Origin of the sequence: Geobacter sp. FeAm09 (assembly GCF_008330225.1) — a bacterium.
Taxonomy (GTDB): Bacteria; Desulfobacterota; Desulfuromonadia; order Geobacterales; family Pseudopelobacteraceae; genus Oryzomonas.
In genome coordinates this window covers 1,817,370-1,833,004 of sequence record NZ_CP042466.1, presented here as the reverse complement: position 1 = coordinate 1,833,004, position 15,635 = coordinate 1,817,370, and the positions used below count along the sequence as shown (strand labels likewise).

General features: G+C 59.1%; 12 protein-coding genes. 4 read left to right on the top strand and 8 right to left on the bottom strand.

The features are described from left to right. Positions 1-8 precede the first annotated feature (8 nt). Genes FO488_RS08635 through pilB form a run of 5 tightly spaced genes read right to left on the bottom strand, consistent with a single transcriptional unit; the run spans position 9 to position 6,889 of the window. A complete protein-coding gene (locus FO488_RS08635) occupies positions 9-1,175 on the bottom strand; it encodes an ABC transporter permease (RefSeq protein ID WP_149210190.1) in 1,167 nt (388 codons plus the stop codon). A 17-nt stretch (positions 1,176-1,192) separates the two neighbouring features. Continuing rightward, complete coding sequence (locus FO488_RS08630) at positions 1,193-2,824, bottom strand: nitrogen regulation protein NR(II) (RefSeq protein ID WP_149210189.1); 1,632 nt, start codon at positions 2,822-2,824, stop codon at positions 1,193-1,195. A 3-nt stretch (positions 2,825-2,827) separates the two neighbouring features. Continuing rightward, entirely contained in the window at positions 2,828-4,045 is a 1,218-nt protein-coding gene (locus FO488_RS08625) for a type II secretion system F family protein (protein WP_149210188.1), read from the bottom strand. 19 nt (positions 4,046-4,064) lie between these two features. Next, positions 4,065-5,168, bottom strand: coding sequence for a type IV pilus twitching motility protein PilT (locus FO488_RS08620; RefSeq protein ID WP_149210187.1), 1,104 nt, complete (start codon positions 5,166-5,168; stop codon positions 4,065-4,067). A 14-nt stretch (positions 5,169-5,182) separates the two neighbouring features. Continuing rightward, entirely contained in the window at positions 5,183-6,889 is a 1,707-nt protein-coding gene (gene pilB / locus FO488_RS08615; protein ID WP_149210186.1) for a type IV-A pilus assembly ATPase PilB, read from the bottom strand. Between the two features lie 178 nt (positions 6,890-7,067). On the opposite strand from pilB, the gene purM reads away from it, so the two are divergent. From purM to FO488_RS08595, 4 genes are all read left to right on the top strand, one after another. Next, complete coding sequence (gene purM, locus FO488_RS08610) at positions 7,068-8,120, top strand: phosphoribosylformylglycinamidine cyclo-ligase (RefSeq protein ID WP_149210185.1); 1,053 nt, start codon at positions 7,068-7,070, stop codon at positions 8,118-8,120. After that, positions 8,120-8,740, top strand: coding sequence for a phosphoribosylglycinamide formyltransferase (purN, locus tag FO488_RS08605; protein WP_240732225.1), 621 nt, complete (start codon positions 8,120-8,122; stop codon positions 8,738-8,740). Before purM ends, purN begins: the two co-directional genes overlap by 1 nt. 88 nt (positions 8,741-8,828) lie before the next feature. Then, complete coding sequence (gene rpsT / locus FO488_RS08600) at positions 8,829-9,092, top strand: 30S ribosomal protein S20 (RefSeq protein ID WP_149210183.1); 264 nt, start codon at positions 8,829-8,831, stop codon at positions 9,090-9,092. A 316-nt stretch (positions 9,093-9,408) separates the two neighbouring features. Further along, on the top strand, positions 9,409-11,484 hold the full coding sequence (locus FO488_RS08595) for a nuclear transport factor 2 family protein (protein ID WP_149210182.1): 2,076 nt from the start codon (positions 9,409-9,411) through the stop codon (positions 11,482-11,484). 90 nt (positions 11,485-11,574) lie between these two features. Here the strand turns inward: FO488_RS08595 and holA are convergent, their stop codons facing one another. The 3 genes from holA to leuS are packed head-to-tail and all read right to left on the bottom strand — an operon-like array spanning position 11,575 to position 15,594. Continuing rightward, positions 11,575-12,579, bottom strand: a complete 1,005-nt coding sequence (gene holA / locus FO488_RS08590; RefSeq protein ID WP_149210181.1) for a DNA polymerase III subunit delta — start codon at positions 12,577-12,579, stop codon at positions 11,575-11,577. A 1-nt stretch (position 12,580) separates the two neighbouring features. Then, the gene (gene lptE, locus FO488_RS08585) at positions 12,581-13,111 is read right to left on the bottom strand and encodes an LPS assembly lipoprotein LptE (RefSeq protein ID WP_149210180.1); all 531 of its coding nucleotides are present in this window, start codon (positions 13,109-13,111) and stop codon (positions 12,581-12,583) included. An 11-nt stretch (positions 13,112-13,122) separates the two neighbouring features. Then, positions 13,123-15,594, bottom strand: a complete 2,472-nt coding sequence (gene leuS, locus FO488_RS08580) for a leucine--tRNA ligase (RefSeq protein ID WP_149210179.1) — start codon at positions 15,592-15,594, stop codon at positions 13,123-13,125. Between the last annotated feature and the right edge of the window lie 41 nt (positions 15,595-15,635).

Genomic DNA, 15,635 nt, shown 5'->3' with positions numbered 1-15,635 from the left:
TCTCCATTTCAACTTTCCCGCAGGGCATCGACGATATTCAGACGGCTGGCCCGCACGGCGGGGATGACGCCTCCCACGAACCCCATGAACAGGGAAAAGGAAAGCGACTGGTACATAATTTCGCTGGTGAGGGTAAATGAAAAGGCAAGCTCGGAAAAAGTCTGCCAGTTCATGGTAGAGATGGTGACAAGCTGCATGAACGACGCCATGAAAAGCCCCGCGGCACCGCCGATCAGGCCGAGCAGCAGGGATTCCGTCAAAAAAGCCAGCATGATGCTGCTGCGCTGGAAACCGAGTGCCCGCAGGGTGCCGATCTCCCCGACCCGGTTGGCAACGGCGGCATACATGGTGATCATGGCGCCGATGATGGCCCCCAGGGAGAAGATCACTGTCAACGACATGCCGAGTATGCGTAAAAATTTGGCCATGGCCTCGGACTGGTCGCGGTAGTAGCGGGTTTCGCGACGCACATCCAGCGTCAGGCGCGGGTCGGCATCCAGCTTTGCCTTGACCGCGGGGAAGTCGCCGCTGTCGCGCAGCCGGAAGGTGACCGAGGAGTACACCGGCCGCCGGAAGGCCTGCATCAGTTGAATGGCATCGCCCCATATCTCGGAATTGAAACCTGTCGCACCGGCATCGAAGATGCCGACCACCGTCCAGTCGCGCATGGCAAAGCGGAGGGATTCGCCGATCCCGCCACCTTTGAAGCGCTGGGCAATACTGCCCCCCGCCATGATTTCCGCTGAGCCGGGACGCGGCATGCGCCCCTCCACCAGCCGCACCTGGGGTCTGAGCTTGAGGGAGGCCGGATCGATCCCCCTGATGACCACATTGGCCGGCTTGTCGCTGCCCCGCTTGGAGAGGCTGATCAGCACGACCAGTTCCTTGGCCGCCAGCAGACTCCCGTCGCTTCCGGTGGCAATGTCCGGCAGGCTCTCCACGATGGCGGCCTGGGACCGGTCCACACCGCTCTGCACCTCCGAATTGGCCGCCTTGCGGGTGACGATGACGTTATCGTCGGAGCCGGTTTCGACCAGCGTTTTCTCCAACCCCGCCGACAGCATCAGGATCGAGGCAAAGACAAACACCACGAGCGCCATCCCCGTTGCGGTCAAAAAGGTGGTCAGACGGCGGGTGAGAAGATTGCGAAAGCTATAGGAAAGCGGAACGATCATCGCAATCGGCCCCTTCGTTACACGGGGAGCATGATGGTGAAGCAGCAGCCCCCTTCGGGAGGCGACTCGACGGTGATGGTCCCGCCGTGCGTCTCGACGATACGGTAGGTGACCGCCAGCCCCAGGCCCGAGCCGTCCGCCTTGGTGGTCCAGAAGGGTTCGAACAGGTGGGCCGCCGTGCCGCTGTCGATGCCGCAACCGTTGTCGGTCACCGTAATGATCGCTGCCGGGGATTTATTGAATCCATCGGCACCGCTGAGTTGGAAACGGGATTCGATCTCCACGATGCCCCCCTCCGGCATGGCATCCGCAGAATTGCGAAACAGGTTCAGCAGCACCTGGCGCAGTTGATTGACATCGGCCTGGATCAGGATATGCGCGGCAACGAGATTGCGGAAGGATACCCTGCCGAAGTGGCTGTCCGAAGAGAGGAGCATGATCAGATCTTCCACCAGCGGCCGCAACTCGAACCTCTCCTTGCAGGGAGAGGAAGGACGGGCATAGGCCAGGAAATCGGTAATCAGGCCGTTGAGCCTTCCCGCCTCCCGCAGCACGATCTTCAGCAGACGCTGATCGTTTTCCGCTACGGAGCCGTGCTCGGCCAGCATCTGGACCGAACCGCTCATGGCCGCCAAGGGGTTCCGGATCTCGTGGGCCATGCGGGCGGATATCTCGCCAAGGGCCGCCAGCCGGTCCGCCCTTTTCAGAGCCGCTTCCATCCGCTTCATCGACGTGAGGTCCTTGAAGTTGACAATTGCCCCCGCCGCTCCCCCCTGGCTGTCGCTGAACGACACGGCGTTGTAGCCGAGGGTCATCGTTTCGCCGCTCGGCAGTTCATATTCGAACTCCCCGTCCAGCCGGGCATCCATGGTTCCGGCAACATCCGCAAGCGCCGGAAAGATGTCCACAAGACGGGTATTATAGGCAGCGGCCTGCGTCAAGCCGGTGATCATCTCGGCGTAATGGTTGAAAACCCTGATCCTGCCGGCCGGCGTGATGGTAAGCAGGCCGCTTTCCAGGTTCGACACGATGCTCATGCTCAGACGTTCCAGCTCATCGTAGTTGACGGTTTTTTCCCGAAGGGCTTCCTCGCTCTCCCTGGCGCGGGCCGAGAGAAAACCGGTGATGAGGGCGGTCAGGTAAAAGCCCATGAGGTTGAAAAAGATCGTGTAGAAAATGTGCGATGCGCCGAGCTGCTGGGCATCGGACCGGCTGAGCCCGATCGATGCCAGCAGGCCGAAGTACTGCATATCGACGATGGAGCCGTACAGGATGCTGCACAGGGATGCGGCGTAGAACGCCTGCCGGCCGCCCAGCAACAGGCCGGCGCTCATGATGGAGAGGAGGTAGAGAAACGAGTAGGGACTGAGTATGCCGTCGGTAAACAGCAGAAGGACCGTTACGAAGAGCAAATCCCAGATTGCCTGGAGATAGGCGATAAAGGAGTGGTATCTCCGGAACCGGAGAAAGAGCAGGCAGCCAAGGGAGAACAGAAACGAAAAGGCCATCAAGCGGACCAGGCCGCTCTGAAGGTGTTCGTCGGCCGAGGAGAGGTCCTGGTAGTTCAGCAGGATGGTCGATGCCAGGAACAGGAAGGAAACCACGATCCTGGCATAGATGAAAAGCCTGAGTTTCCGTTCAAGCCCCATGTCTTAGCCGCCGACGGCCCCCGCCAATTTGAAGATCGGCAGGTACATGGCAACGACCAAGCCGCCGACGGTCGTCCCCAGAAACACCATGAGCAGCGGTTCCATCATGGCGGTCATGGCCGAGACGGCGTCGTCCACCTCGTCGTCGTAGAAATCGGCGATCTTGGTGAGCATGGCGTCCATGGCGCCGGTGGCCTCGCCCACGGCGATCATCTGGACGACCATGGGGGGAAAGACGCCGCAGGAGGCCAGCGGCTCGGCCATGGTCTTGCCCTCGGAGATGGCCTGGCGCACGCCGTAGATCGCCTCTTCGACGATCTTGTTGCCGGCGGTCCTGGCCACGATGTCAAGGCCGTCCATGATCGGCACGCCGGAGCTGACCATCGTTCCCAGGGTCCTGGTAAACTTCGCCACGGAGACCTTCCTGATCAGCGGGCCGGCAATCGGCGCCTTGAGCGCCATGCGGTCGATCTTCTTCCGGCCGCCGGCCGTGGCGTAGTATTTCTTGATGGCGGTAATGATGCCGAAGATGACGGCAATGATGACAATGATGTACTTCAGCAGGAAATTGCTCAGGGCAATGACGAACTTGGTCGGCGCCGGCAATTCGCCCCCGAAATCGGCGAACATCTTGGCGAAGGTCGGGATGACGAAGATCAGGATGACCCCGACGACAATAACCGCGATGGACATGATGGTGATGGGGTAGACCATGGCCCCCTTGATCTGCTTCTTCAGCTTCATGGCCTTTTCGATGTAGGCCGCCAGGCGGTTCAGGATGGTGTCGAGGATACCGCCCACCTCGCCGGCAGCCACCAGGTTGACGTAGAGCTGATCAAACGCTTTGGGGTGCTTGCCCAGGGCGTCGGCAAACGTCGAGCCGCTTTCCACGCTTTCCTTCACCTTGTAGAGTATCTCCTTGAAGGCCTTGTTCTCCTGTTGGCCGGCAAGGATCTCGAGGCACTGGACCAACGGCAGGCCCGAATCGATCATGGTGGCGAACTGGCGGGTGAAAACGACCAGGTCCTTGGTTTCGATCTTGCCGCCGCCACCGAATTTGGGAAGTTTGACGGAAAACGCCTTGGCCTGTTCATTGACGCTGATATTGGTGAAACCGTATTTTTTCAACTGGGCTTCGACGATGTTGGCACTTGCAGCTTCGATGACGCCCTTTTGCACTCCACCGGTTCTGGTACGTGCTTCCCATGAAAATTTTGGCATTGTCCGATACTCCTCGCTTTTAGTGCACAGGCGGCCGTCTCTGCATGTTCAGGGAGGCAGAGGGGTTGTTGATCATCTGCTTGAGTTCTTCCGGGTCCTGGGAGCGCCCGAGGGCCTCCTCCAGGGATATCAGCCGTTTCTGGTACAGGGACAAAAGCGACTGGTTCATGGTCTGCATGCCGAACTTTTCCTGCCCGACCTGCATCTGGGAATAGATCTGATGGACCTTGTCCTCGCGGATCAGGTTGCGAATGGCGGCATTGGGGACCATGATCTCCAGGGATAGGGCACGTCCCCGCGAGTTCATCCTCGGAATAAGCGCCTGGGATATGACCCCCTCCAGCACAAAGGAGAGCTGCGCCCGGATCTGGGTCTGCTGATACGGGGGGAACACATCGACGATACGGTTGATGGTCTGGACGCAGGAATTGGTATGCAGGGTGGCCAGGCAGAGGTGGCCGGTTTCCGAGAGGGTCAGCGCCGCCTCGATGGTTTCGAGATCGCGCATTTCCCCGACCAGGACCACGTCCGGGTCCTGGCGCAGCACGTATTTGAGGGCATTCTTGAATCCCTTGGTGTCGGCCCCCACCTCCCGTTGGTTGACGAGGCACCCCTTGTGGGGGTGCAGGTACTCTATCGGATCCTCGATGGTGACGATGTGCTCGCGGCGGTTGATGTTGATGTAATCGATGATGGAGGCCAGGGTCGTGGATTTGCCGCTGCCGGTCGGGCCGGTCACGAGGATCAGGCCGCGGGCCTTGGCGGCCAGTTCGGAAACGATGGGGGGCAGCCCAAGCTCCTCGAACGTCAGGACGCGGTAGGGGATCACCCGGAACACCCCGGCCACGGCCCCGCGCTGGACGAATATATTGCCCCTGAAACGGGAGAGCCCCTTGACCCCGAACGAAAGGTCCAATTCGTTCTCTTCTTCGAACTTGTGTTTCTGGGCATCGGTCAGGACGCTGTAACAGAGCTGCTTGGTCTCGATCTGGTTCAGCGGAGGAAAATCCAGGGGCGTCAGCTTGCCGTCAACCCTGATCTGGGGCGAGGTATTGGTGGTGATGTGCAGGTCGGAACCGTTGCTTTCGACAAGAACCTTCAGCAGCTGGTGCAGATTAACCATTGAGCCCGTCCTTTCTAGTCATCGGCAACTGTTACCCGCAGGACCTCCTCAAAGGAAGTGACCCCTTCCTTGAGCTTGGTAAGCCCTGACTGACGCATGGTCTTGATGCCCAGACGCATGGATTCCCGCTTGATCTCGGCGGTGTTGGCCCCGTTGAGGATCAGTTCGCGGATTTCGTCCAGCATGGGCATGACCTGATAAAAACCGACCCGCCCCTTATAGCCGGTGTTGTTGCAGACGGAGCACCCCTTGCCGCGCATGCAGACAAAGGAAGGGGCCTCGTCGGGGGAGACGCCGGCATCGATCAGGGCCTGGACCGGGATGTCTTCCGGCTCCTTGCATTCGCCGCAGACCCGGCGGGCAAGACGCTGGGCCGTGATCAGGTTGACGGCCGACGCCACCAGGAACGGCTCGATCCCCATGTTGAGCAGGCGGTTGATGGTGGCCGGGGCATCGTTGGTATGCAGGGTGGAAAGGACGAGATGCCCGGTCAACGCCGCTTTGGTGGCTATTTCAGCGGTCTCGAAATCACGGATCTCGCCGATCATGATGATGTCCGGGTCCTGCCGCAGGAAGGAGCGCAGCGCCGCGGCGAAATTGAGGCCGATATCCTCGTGCATCTGCACCTGGTTGATCCCGGCAAAGTTGAATTCGACCGGGTCCTCCGCGGTGGAGATGTTCTCGGAGACCTTGTTGAGCTCGGCCAGGGCCGAATAGAGGGAAACCGTCTTGCCGCTCCCGGTGGGGCCGGTGACCAGCACCATGCCGAACGGCTTGTGGATCTCGCGCAGAAAATGCGACAGGGCCTCCGGTTCGTAGCCCAGCTTGGTCAGGTCCGTTTGCAGGTTGCTCTTGTCCAAAAGCCGCATGCAGATCTTTTCGCCGAACAGCGTCGGCAGCACCGAGACGCGGAAGTCCATGTCCTTCCCGCCGCCCAGTTTGATCTTGATGCGGCCGTCCTGGGGCAGTCGCCGTTCGGCGATATCCAGTTCCGACATGATCTTGATGCGCGAGGTGATGGCGTTTTTCAGCTTGAGAGGCGGCTTCATCACCTCGTAGAGCACTCCATCGATGCGATAGCGCACGCGGAATATCTTTTCGTAGGGCTCGATATGGATATCGCTGGCTTTTTTCCTGATGGCGTCCTGGAGGATGGCGTTGACCATCTTGACCACCGGCGCATCCTCGGTGGCCCGCTCCAGGGAGTTGACATCCACCTCGTCGACGTCGCCGACGACCTCCACATCCTCAAAATCCATGTCGCCCATGACGTCGGCCAGGGATGCGGACTGGTCGTAATTCTTGTCGATGGCGACCTTGATGTCCGCCTCGGACGCGACCACCATCTCAACATTGTAGCCGGTCATGAACTTGATGTCTTCGATGGCGAACAGGTTGGACGGGTCGCTGACCGCGACGATCAGCGTTGCGCCGGCGCGGTTGACCGGGATGAGCTGGTATTTCTGGACGACTTCCTGGGGAATGACCTTGATGACTGCCGGATCTATGTCGTAATCGGAGAGATTGACGGCGGGAACGCCGTATTGCTTGGAGAGGAACGAGGTGAGATTCTGGTCGCTGATGGCATTTTGCTTGATCAGGACCGTGCCGAGGCGCATCTGCCCCCCGGAGAGCTTCTGTTCCTCAAGGGCCTTGGCAAGCTGCTCCTTGGTGATCAGATTGTTTTTTACCAGGATCTCTCCCAGCCGGCTCGACTGCATATCCCCCCCGCCAGTGTTAGCGTTTTCAGATAGTATGCGGACTCCCCCCTCTTGTCAAGCTGTTGTTGCGGGCCGGATGGTGCGGTTCCCGGGCGTAACGGGGCGGTTTCAGCAGTTTGAAATTGACATTTTACGGCCCGTGTTTTACAAAAGTTTCTTAACCAAGGAGGTGGAGAGCTTGAGCGAACGAAGGATAACATACAAGGATGCCGGGGTTGACATAGCGGCCGGCAACAGTTTTGTCAGCATGATCAAGCCGCTGGTCAAGGCCACGTCCCGTCCGGAGGTCATGGCGGATATCGGCGGTTTCGGCGGCTTGTTTTCGTTGAACACGGCAAAATACAAGAATCCGGTGCTGGTTTCCGGCACCGACGGCGTCGGCACCAAGCTCAGGATCGCCTTTATGGCCGACCGCCACGATACCGTCGGCATCGACCTGGTGGCCATGTGCGTCAACGACATCGTCGTCCAGGGGGCGGAGCCGCTCTTTTTCCTCGACTACCTGGCAACCGGCAGGCTATTGCCCGAAAAAGCGGCGGACGTGGTCAAGGGGATCGCCGAAGGATGCAAACAGGCCGGCTGCGCCCTGATCGGCGGCGAAACGGCCGAGATGCCCGGCTTCTATGCCGACGGTGAATACGATATCGCCGGCTTTGCCGTAGGGGTGGTGGAACGGGACAACATCATCGACGGTTCGGGCATCTCCGTGGGCAACCGCCTGATCGGCATTGCCTCCAGCGGCCTCCACAGCAACGGCTACTCCCTGGCGCGCAAACTCATCTTCGAACGCATGGGGCTCTCCCTCGACTCCGACCTGGCCGGCACCGGCCGGAGCGTCTGCGAAGAGCTGCTGACGCCGACGCGCATCTATATCCGTTCCATCATGAACCTGCTCAAGGACTTCAGGATCAACGGCATCGCCCATATCACCGGAGGCGGCCTGCTGGAAAACATTCCCCGCATCCTGCCCCGGGGGTGCAAGGCCACCATCCACCTGAACCGCTGGGAGCGGCAGCCCCTTTTCCATATCATGCAGGATGCGGGCAACGTTGAACGCGACGAGATGTACCGCACCTTCAACATGGGGATCGGCATGGTGGTGGCTGTCGCGGAGCAGGAAGCGGAGGATATCGTCTATCGCCTGAAAGGGCTGGGCGAACAGGCCTGGATTATCGGCGACATCGCCACCTGTGCGGACGGCGGCGAATGCGTCGAACTGGTGGAGGGGTAGTGGCTGAAAGGGGTCCGGTCAGGCTGGCGGTTCTGGTTTCGGGAAACGGCACCAACCTCCAGGCCATTATGGACCATATCGCGTCGGGCGAGATCAACGCCACCATAGTATGCGTGGTCAGCAACAGGCAGGACGCTTTTGCCCTGGAACGCGCCGAAAAGCACGGCATTCCGGCAATCGCCCTTGAGAGCGGCGCTTACGCCAACCGCCGGGAGTACGACGCGGCCCTGGTCGAAATCCTGCGGAACCATGGCGCCCAACTGGTGGTCCTGGCCGGTTTCATGCGCATCCTGACCGACGTGATGGTCACGGCGTATCCCCATGCCATCATGAACATCCACCCGGCCCTGCTGCCGGCATTCCCGGGGCTCCACGCCCAGAAGCAGGCCCTTGACCACGGCGTCCGCTTCGCCGGGTGCACGGTTCATTTCGTGGACTGCGGAACCGACACCGGCCCGATCATCCTCCAGGCGGTCGTTCCGGTCCGGGAGGACGACACCGAAGAGAGCCTCTCGGCCCGCATCCAGCACGAGGAGCATCGCATCTACCCCGAGGCCGTGCGCCTTTTCTGCGCGGGAAAGATCTGCGTGGACGGCAGGCGGGTACGGCTATCGCCATAATTTTTCTTGACAACACAATCGCAGTAGTGTTAGTAAACTAGCTTCAATTTAGATATTACACGCGGAAAGAATCATACGGAGGTGCAGCTTGGCACATCACAAGTCGGCAATAAAAAGGATTAAGCAGAACGCCAAGAGGAATGCCCGCAACCGGCACGTTACCTCTACGCTGAAAACATATATCAAACGGGTGCGCGAGGCCGTCGAGGCCAAGGACAAGGAAGCCGCAACCGCAGCCCTGAAGGCCGCCATTCCGGTCATCGACGCCTCTGCCTCGAAGGGCGTGATCCACACTTCCAACGCATCCAGGAACGTGTCGCGTCTGACCAAGCTCGTCAACACCCTGGGCTAGCCGCACCGCAGGCTTCATACGATCACAAAGGGGACTCCCATGCAATGGGGGCCCCCTTTTTTTACAAAAAGCAATAACGTTTATCCAAGAAATTTTCAGGCGATGTATCTTTGTACCAACGAAGAGTATCGCCTTTTTTTGTTGGCATCCAGGGGCAATTATTTTAAAAGGGATACGGCGCGCATCCCGGTCGGGGTTCCCAGTGGGCCAACGTTACGCGGTCTAACATATCGCGTAGCTGCCACGCTCCACTATTTGGAAGCCATCGGGGAACAACAAGAAACAGCCAGTCGACCTGATAATGAGGGCACATTCAATGAATGCAAGCGACTACCAGGAAATCCGGCAACTGTTTGACGAATACCTTCGGATGTATGCGTCCCGCGATGACCGCCTCACCACATGTTTCAGTGATGATTTTTCCGGTTTTACGGGTGGCGGGGATTTTCTCGTCAAAGACCGGGAAGAATGGGTGGCGATTACCCGCCAGGACTTCGCCCAGGTCAAGGATCCGCTCCGTATCGAGCTCAAGGATCTGGCAATCCAATCCCTGTCTGATACGATTGCTGTAACCACCGGCTTCTTCATCATTCACCTGCCATTCGCAGACAACATCCTGTCACGCGAGACCGCTCGCCTTGTGCTCATATTCCGCAAGGAGTCCGCAGAGTGGAAAATCTCGCACAGCAGCATCTCCATCCCTTACTACCTGGTCCGTGAGGGCGAAGTCTATCCTCTGAAGGGGTTGGTGGAACGCAATCAGCTTCTGGAAGAGCAGATTGCCGAGCGGACCATGCAACTTTCCGAGACAAATGACAAACTTCGGCAGACAAATGAAAAGTTGGCAAGAGAGATCGAAGAGCACAAGCAGACGGAATCAGCCAACGCAAGACTATTGCTGGAGCAGCGCGCCATACTGGACAACCTGCCCATGATGGCATGGCTCAAGGACTCGGAAGGCCGCCTGGAAATGGTTAACGAGCCGTATGCCAAAGCCTGTGGTCATACGGTAGATGAGTGCATCGGCAAGACTGACCTTGAGTTGTTCCCCCAGGAAACAGCTAGAAGCTATATCGCCGACGACCACGAGGTGTGTACCACCGGTCAGAAAAGGCAGCAGGAAAAGCAGATTGTAACACCGGATGGACCAAAGTGGCACCTTACGTATAAGACGCCACTCTTTGATGAATTGGGCAGGATAGCTGGTATAACGGGAATCGCCCTGGACATCTCCGATCTCAAAGAGCACGAAAAAGAAGAGCTGAAAGTGCAGAAACTGGAATCGCTGGGGGTACTCGCCGGTGGCATTGCGCACGATTTCAACAATATTCTGACCGGGATCATGGGGAACATATCCCTTGCAAAGATGTTCATTGATGAGACGCACAGGTCACACAAAGCCCTGGTTGGGGCTGAAAAAGCATCGGTGCGGGCCACCGAACTGGCTCGTCAACTCCTGATCTTTGCCCGCGGTGGCGAACCGGTCAAGAAAGTAGTTTCACTCCGACACCTCGTCAATGAATCAGTGTCGCTGGTTCTTCACGGTTCCAATGTCAGGGGTATCGTCGACATCCCTGCTTCAATTCACGCTATAGAAGCGGATGAGGGGCAGATCTGCCAGGCATTCCACAACATTATTATCAACGCTACGCAAGCGATGCCCGGTGGAGGGGTAATAACCGTATCTGCGCGAAACGAGACGCTTGCCGGCAGGAATACCGTAGCACTGCCTCCCGGCGCCTATATCTGCCTTACCTTTACCGATGAAGGCTGCGGAATATCAGAGGCTGATCTGAAAAAGGTCTTTGACCCCTACTTCACGACAAAAGTAAGCGGGAATGGGTTGGGACTTGCCTCAACCCATTCAATAATCACCAGGCATGGCGGACATATCGGCGTTAGCTCTCTCGTGGATAAGGGGACCACCTTCACAATCCATTTGCCGTCAATCGGAGAAGCTGTTTCAGAATGTCAAACCGAACCTGTCACACAAACCTCCAAAGGTCATGGTGGCGGTTCGATTCTTGTCATGGACGACGAGGAGATGATCCGGGAACTTGCCGTTGGAATGCTTGAAGAAATCGGGTATCGGGTTACGACCTGCAACGAAGGGTCAGAGGCCCTGCGGAGCTATAAAGCTGCACAGGAATCGGGAACGCCGTTCTCGGTGGTAATCATGGATCTGACCATTCCCGGTGGCATGGGCGGCAAGGAAGCGGCTGAAGAGATCCTTGCTCTCGATCCGGCTGCATGCCTGATAGTTTCCAGTGGTTATTCAAACGATCCGATCATGTCCGACTATCGTACCTATGGTTTCACCGGCGCTATCGCAAAACCATATCGGATCGATGAACTGGCGGAAATGCTCCGTGCGTCACTGCCTGGTCGTTAGCTCAGATACAAAAGCGTGCCGAGATGAGGACCTGAATCACGTGTGTGGATGAGGTCCACGCGTTGGGATCGCACCCGAAGCTTGACGGGGTTACTGCGCCAGCGACGACGTGCAGATCCCGACCACAAGGCCATGCATAAGGGTTGCGGGCTGCCCTCCCCCGGTCTTGGAGGCGACGTCGCAGCGGTAGAGTTCTTCAAACAGCTTTCCCAATTCACCCCGCGAGAAGTTTTTCGCCTGCTGGACCACTTCCCCCAGAAAAAAGGTATGGATATTGAGCTCCCGGCCGATGTCGGCCTGGGCAACCCTGCGGTCCAAGAGTTCCCTGATGCGCCACAGTTGCCGGAAATGCCGGGTCAGGGCGCCGATCATCATGGGGGCGTCTTCGCCGTTGCGGAAGAGAGCCGCCAGACTCTTGAGGGCGTTCTGCAGATCGCGCATCCCGAGGAAACGGGCAAGCTCGAAAGCGGTAAACGCCTTGCTGCTGCTGGCGATGATGCGCACATCCTCCACGGTTATCCGCGGCCGCGTGCCGCAATACACGGCCAGCTTTTCAATCTGGGACGACAACTCCTGGAGATTGTTGCCGATCAATAGCGAGAGCAGCCCGGTGGCGGCCGGATCGATCGACTTTCCCTGGGCCGCCGCTTCGCTCTGGATAAAGCCGCCCAGCTTGTTGTCGTAGAGTCGTTTGAATTCCACCAGGCACCCCTGCTTCTTGAGTTCCTGAAAGAATTTCTTGCGCTGATCGACCTTGGCGCCGGTGAACACTAGGCACGTGGTTGCCGCCGGGTTGCGGACATAAGGCAGCAGGCTCTCAAGAATATCCGCCTTGAGCCCATCCGCGCGTTTCACCAGCACGGCCCGCCGTTCAGCGAACATGGGCAGGGTCTGGGCGGCATCGAGGATTTCAACCCCCTTGGTTTCGTTGCCGTAGAAGACGTTGAAGTTGAAATCCTTGAGTGACGGGTCGATGGCCCGTTCCAGCAATTGGCGGACCGCCCGGTCAATCAGGAACGTCTCCTCGCCGTACAAATAGCTGAGCGCCGGGATGGTCCCCTTGTTGATGGCGGTTTCAAACTCCTGTGCGGTCATGTCAGTAGGCCTGTTCCACCGTCACGAGAAACCGGTCGGCCAGGGTCCGGGAGGCCGCCTTCAGGGCAGCCTCCTCGGCATTGTGCTGCAGGGCCAGGTCGGTGGATGCGGGAAAGTCCTGGGACGCCTGGACGGTCCCCTTCCAAAGAGGGACTGCCCCACCCTTTTGATGCAATTCCAGGTCAACGGAGATCGTCAGGCGGTATTCCTTCACCTGGTCGGCTGCGGAATAGGAAACCGCCTTGAGGGTATAGGAGACCAGATTGCCCCGCACCCTGAGGTCGGCCGCCGTCTCCCTGTCCGCCGGGGCCAGCCCCCGCATGGCGTGGCATTCCTCGTACAGCGCCCGCCGGATCACGGTTTGCGCCGTTGGGCTGATCGTCTCGTTGGCGATGAACGCCACCCAGATCGACTGACCCGTTGTCAGCCGGTTACCGGCTGTTCCGGCAAAACGATAACCGCACCCCGCAAACAACAGCGCGCAAGAGAGCGCCAGGAGCGGAACAAGGCGCAGGAATCCTCCGAAAGACATGCCCTCTCCCCCTACCCCACCACGATGTTGATCAACTTGCCCGGTACGCAGATGATCTTGCGCAACTGTTTGCCCTCAAGAAACGGGAGCACCTTCTCGTCCGCCAGGGCGCTATTCTTGAGTTCCTCCATGCTGGTCTCGGCACTCACCGTGATCCGGGTGCGGAGTTTCCCGTTGACCTGGACGACAACCAGCACCTCTTCGTCCACGACCGCATCCCGGTCATACTCCGGCCAGGCGGTGCGGGAAAGGGGTGTGGCATTGCCGAGGCGCTCCCACAATTCTTCGCTCACGTGAGGGACAAAGGGGGCCAGCAGCAGCACCGTGCTTGCCAGGGCCTCTTTCATGACGGCGCCGAACTGCGGTGACTGGAGGTCGGCCGGCTGGAGCGTGTTGAGCAGTTCCATGATCGATGCGATGGCAGTATTGAAATGGAACCGCTCTTCGATGTCCTCGGTCACCTTTTTGATGGTCTTGTGCACGGCGCGGCGCAGGGTGCGCTCCTCTGCCGTGAGCGCCGCCAGGTCGGGCGCAGCGGCGTTTTTCACCAGGTCGAGCCGGTCATGGACCAGTTTCCACACGCGGTTGATGAAACGGAACGAACCGTCCACCCCCTGGTCGCTCCAGTCCAGGTCCTTTTCCGGCGGCGCCGCAAACAGGGAAAAGAGGCGGGCCGTATCAGCGCCGTAACGCTCGATGAGGGCATTGGGATCGACCACATTGCCCTTGGATTTGCTCATCTTGGCCCCATCCTTGATGACCATGCCCTGGGTCAGCAGGTTGGTGAACGGCTCGTCGCAGGAGACGTAGCCAAGGTCGCGCAGCACCTTGGTGAAGAAACGGGCATACAGGAGATGCAGGACGGCGTGCTCGATACCGCCGATGTACTGGTCAACGGACATCCAGTAATCCACCCGCTTGCGGTCCAGGGGGCCGTCCTGGAAGTCGGGGCAGCAATAGCGCAGGAAATACCAGGACGACTCGACAAAGGTGTCCATGGTGTCGGTTTCGCGCCGCGCCGCCGTGCCGCATTTGGGGCAGGTGCAGTTGACGAAGGAGTCCAGTTTGGCCAGCGGGCTCCCCCCTTCCCCACTGAACTCCACGTCCATGGGGAGCCGGACCGGCAGATCCTGTTCCGGCACCGGCACCACGCCGCACTCCGGGCAGTAGATGACCGGGATGGGGTTGCCCCAGTAGCGCTGCCGGGAGATGCCCCAGTCGCGCAAACGGAAGTTGATCGTCTTTTTCCCGATCCCTTCCTGCTCCAGGTAATCGGCGATGGCTTCTTTGGCGGCATCGCTCTTGAGTCCGTCGAACCGGCCCGAGTTGACCAGTGTCCCGACCTCGGTGAAGGCGGCCTGCATGGTGGCGGTATCGAGGCTTTCGCCTTCCGGCTGGATCACGACCTGAAGCGGCAGCGCATATTTGCGGGCAAACTCGAAGTCGCGCTGGTCGTGGGTCGGCACCGCCATGACCGCGCCGGTGCCATAGTCGGTCAGGACAAAGTTGGCCAGATACACCGGCATGCGGGCCTTGGTGAGGGGGTTGATGCAGTACGAGCCGGTGAACACCCCTTCCTTTTCAAAATCCTCGGCGGTCCGTTTGATGCGGTCGGTCTTTTTGACCTTTTCGATGAAGGCATCGACCTCGGCCTTGCGGTCGGGGGTGGTCACCTGCTGCGCCAGAGGGTGTTCGGGAGCCAGGGACATGAAGGTGGCGCCGTAGACCGTGTCTTGGCGGGTCGTAAAGACCTTGACGGCCTCGCTGCGCCCTTCCAGGGGAAAATCGATCTCGCAGCCGATGCTCTTGCCGATCCAGTTGCGCTGCATGACCAGCACCCGTTCCGGCCAGCCGGGGAGCTTGTAGGTCCAGTCCAGCAACTCCTCGGCATAGTTGGTGATGCGGAAGAACCACTGATCCAGCTCCTTCTGCTCGACCACGCTGTCGCAGCGCCAGCAGGCGCCGTCCTCCACCTGCTCGTTGGCCAGCACGGTCTCGCATTTCGGGCACCAGTTGACGAAAGAGGTCTTCTTGTACGCCAGCCCCCGGGCGAGCATCTCCAGGAAGATCTTCTGCTCCCAGCGGTAATAGGCCACATCGCAGGTGGCAAGCTCGCGGCCCCAGTCGTAGGAAAGCCCCATCTTCTTGAGCTGGCCGCGCATATAGTCGATGTTTTCATAGGTCCACTTGGCCGGATGGCTCTTGTTCTGGATGGCGGCATTCTCGGCCGGCATCCCGAAGGCGTCCCACCCCATGGGGTGCAGCACGTTGAAACCGCGCATCTTCTTGAACCTGCCGACCACGTCGCCGATGGAATAATTGCGCACGTGCCCCATATGAATCCTGCCGGAAGGATAGGGAAACATCTCCAGCAGATAGTACTTCTTCCTGTCCTGGTCTTCGGTGACGGCGAAGGATGCCCCCTCCTCCCAACAGCGCTGCCATTTTTGCTCTATATCCCTGGGGATGTACTTCAGTTCCACAATGTTCTTCCTTTCTGGACAAAAATTGGATTGCGTTCAAT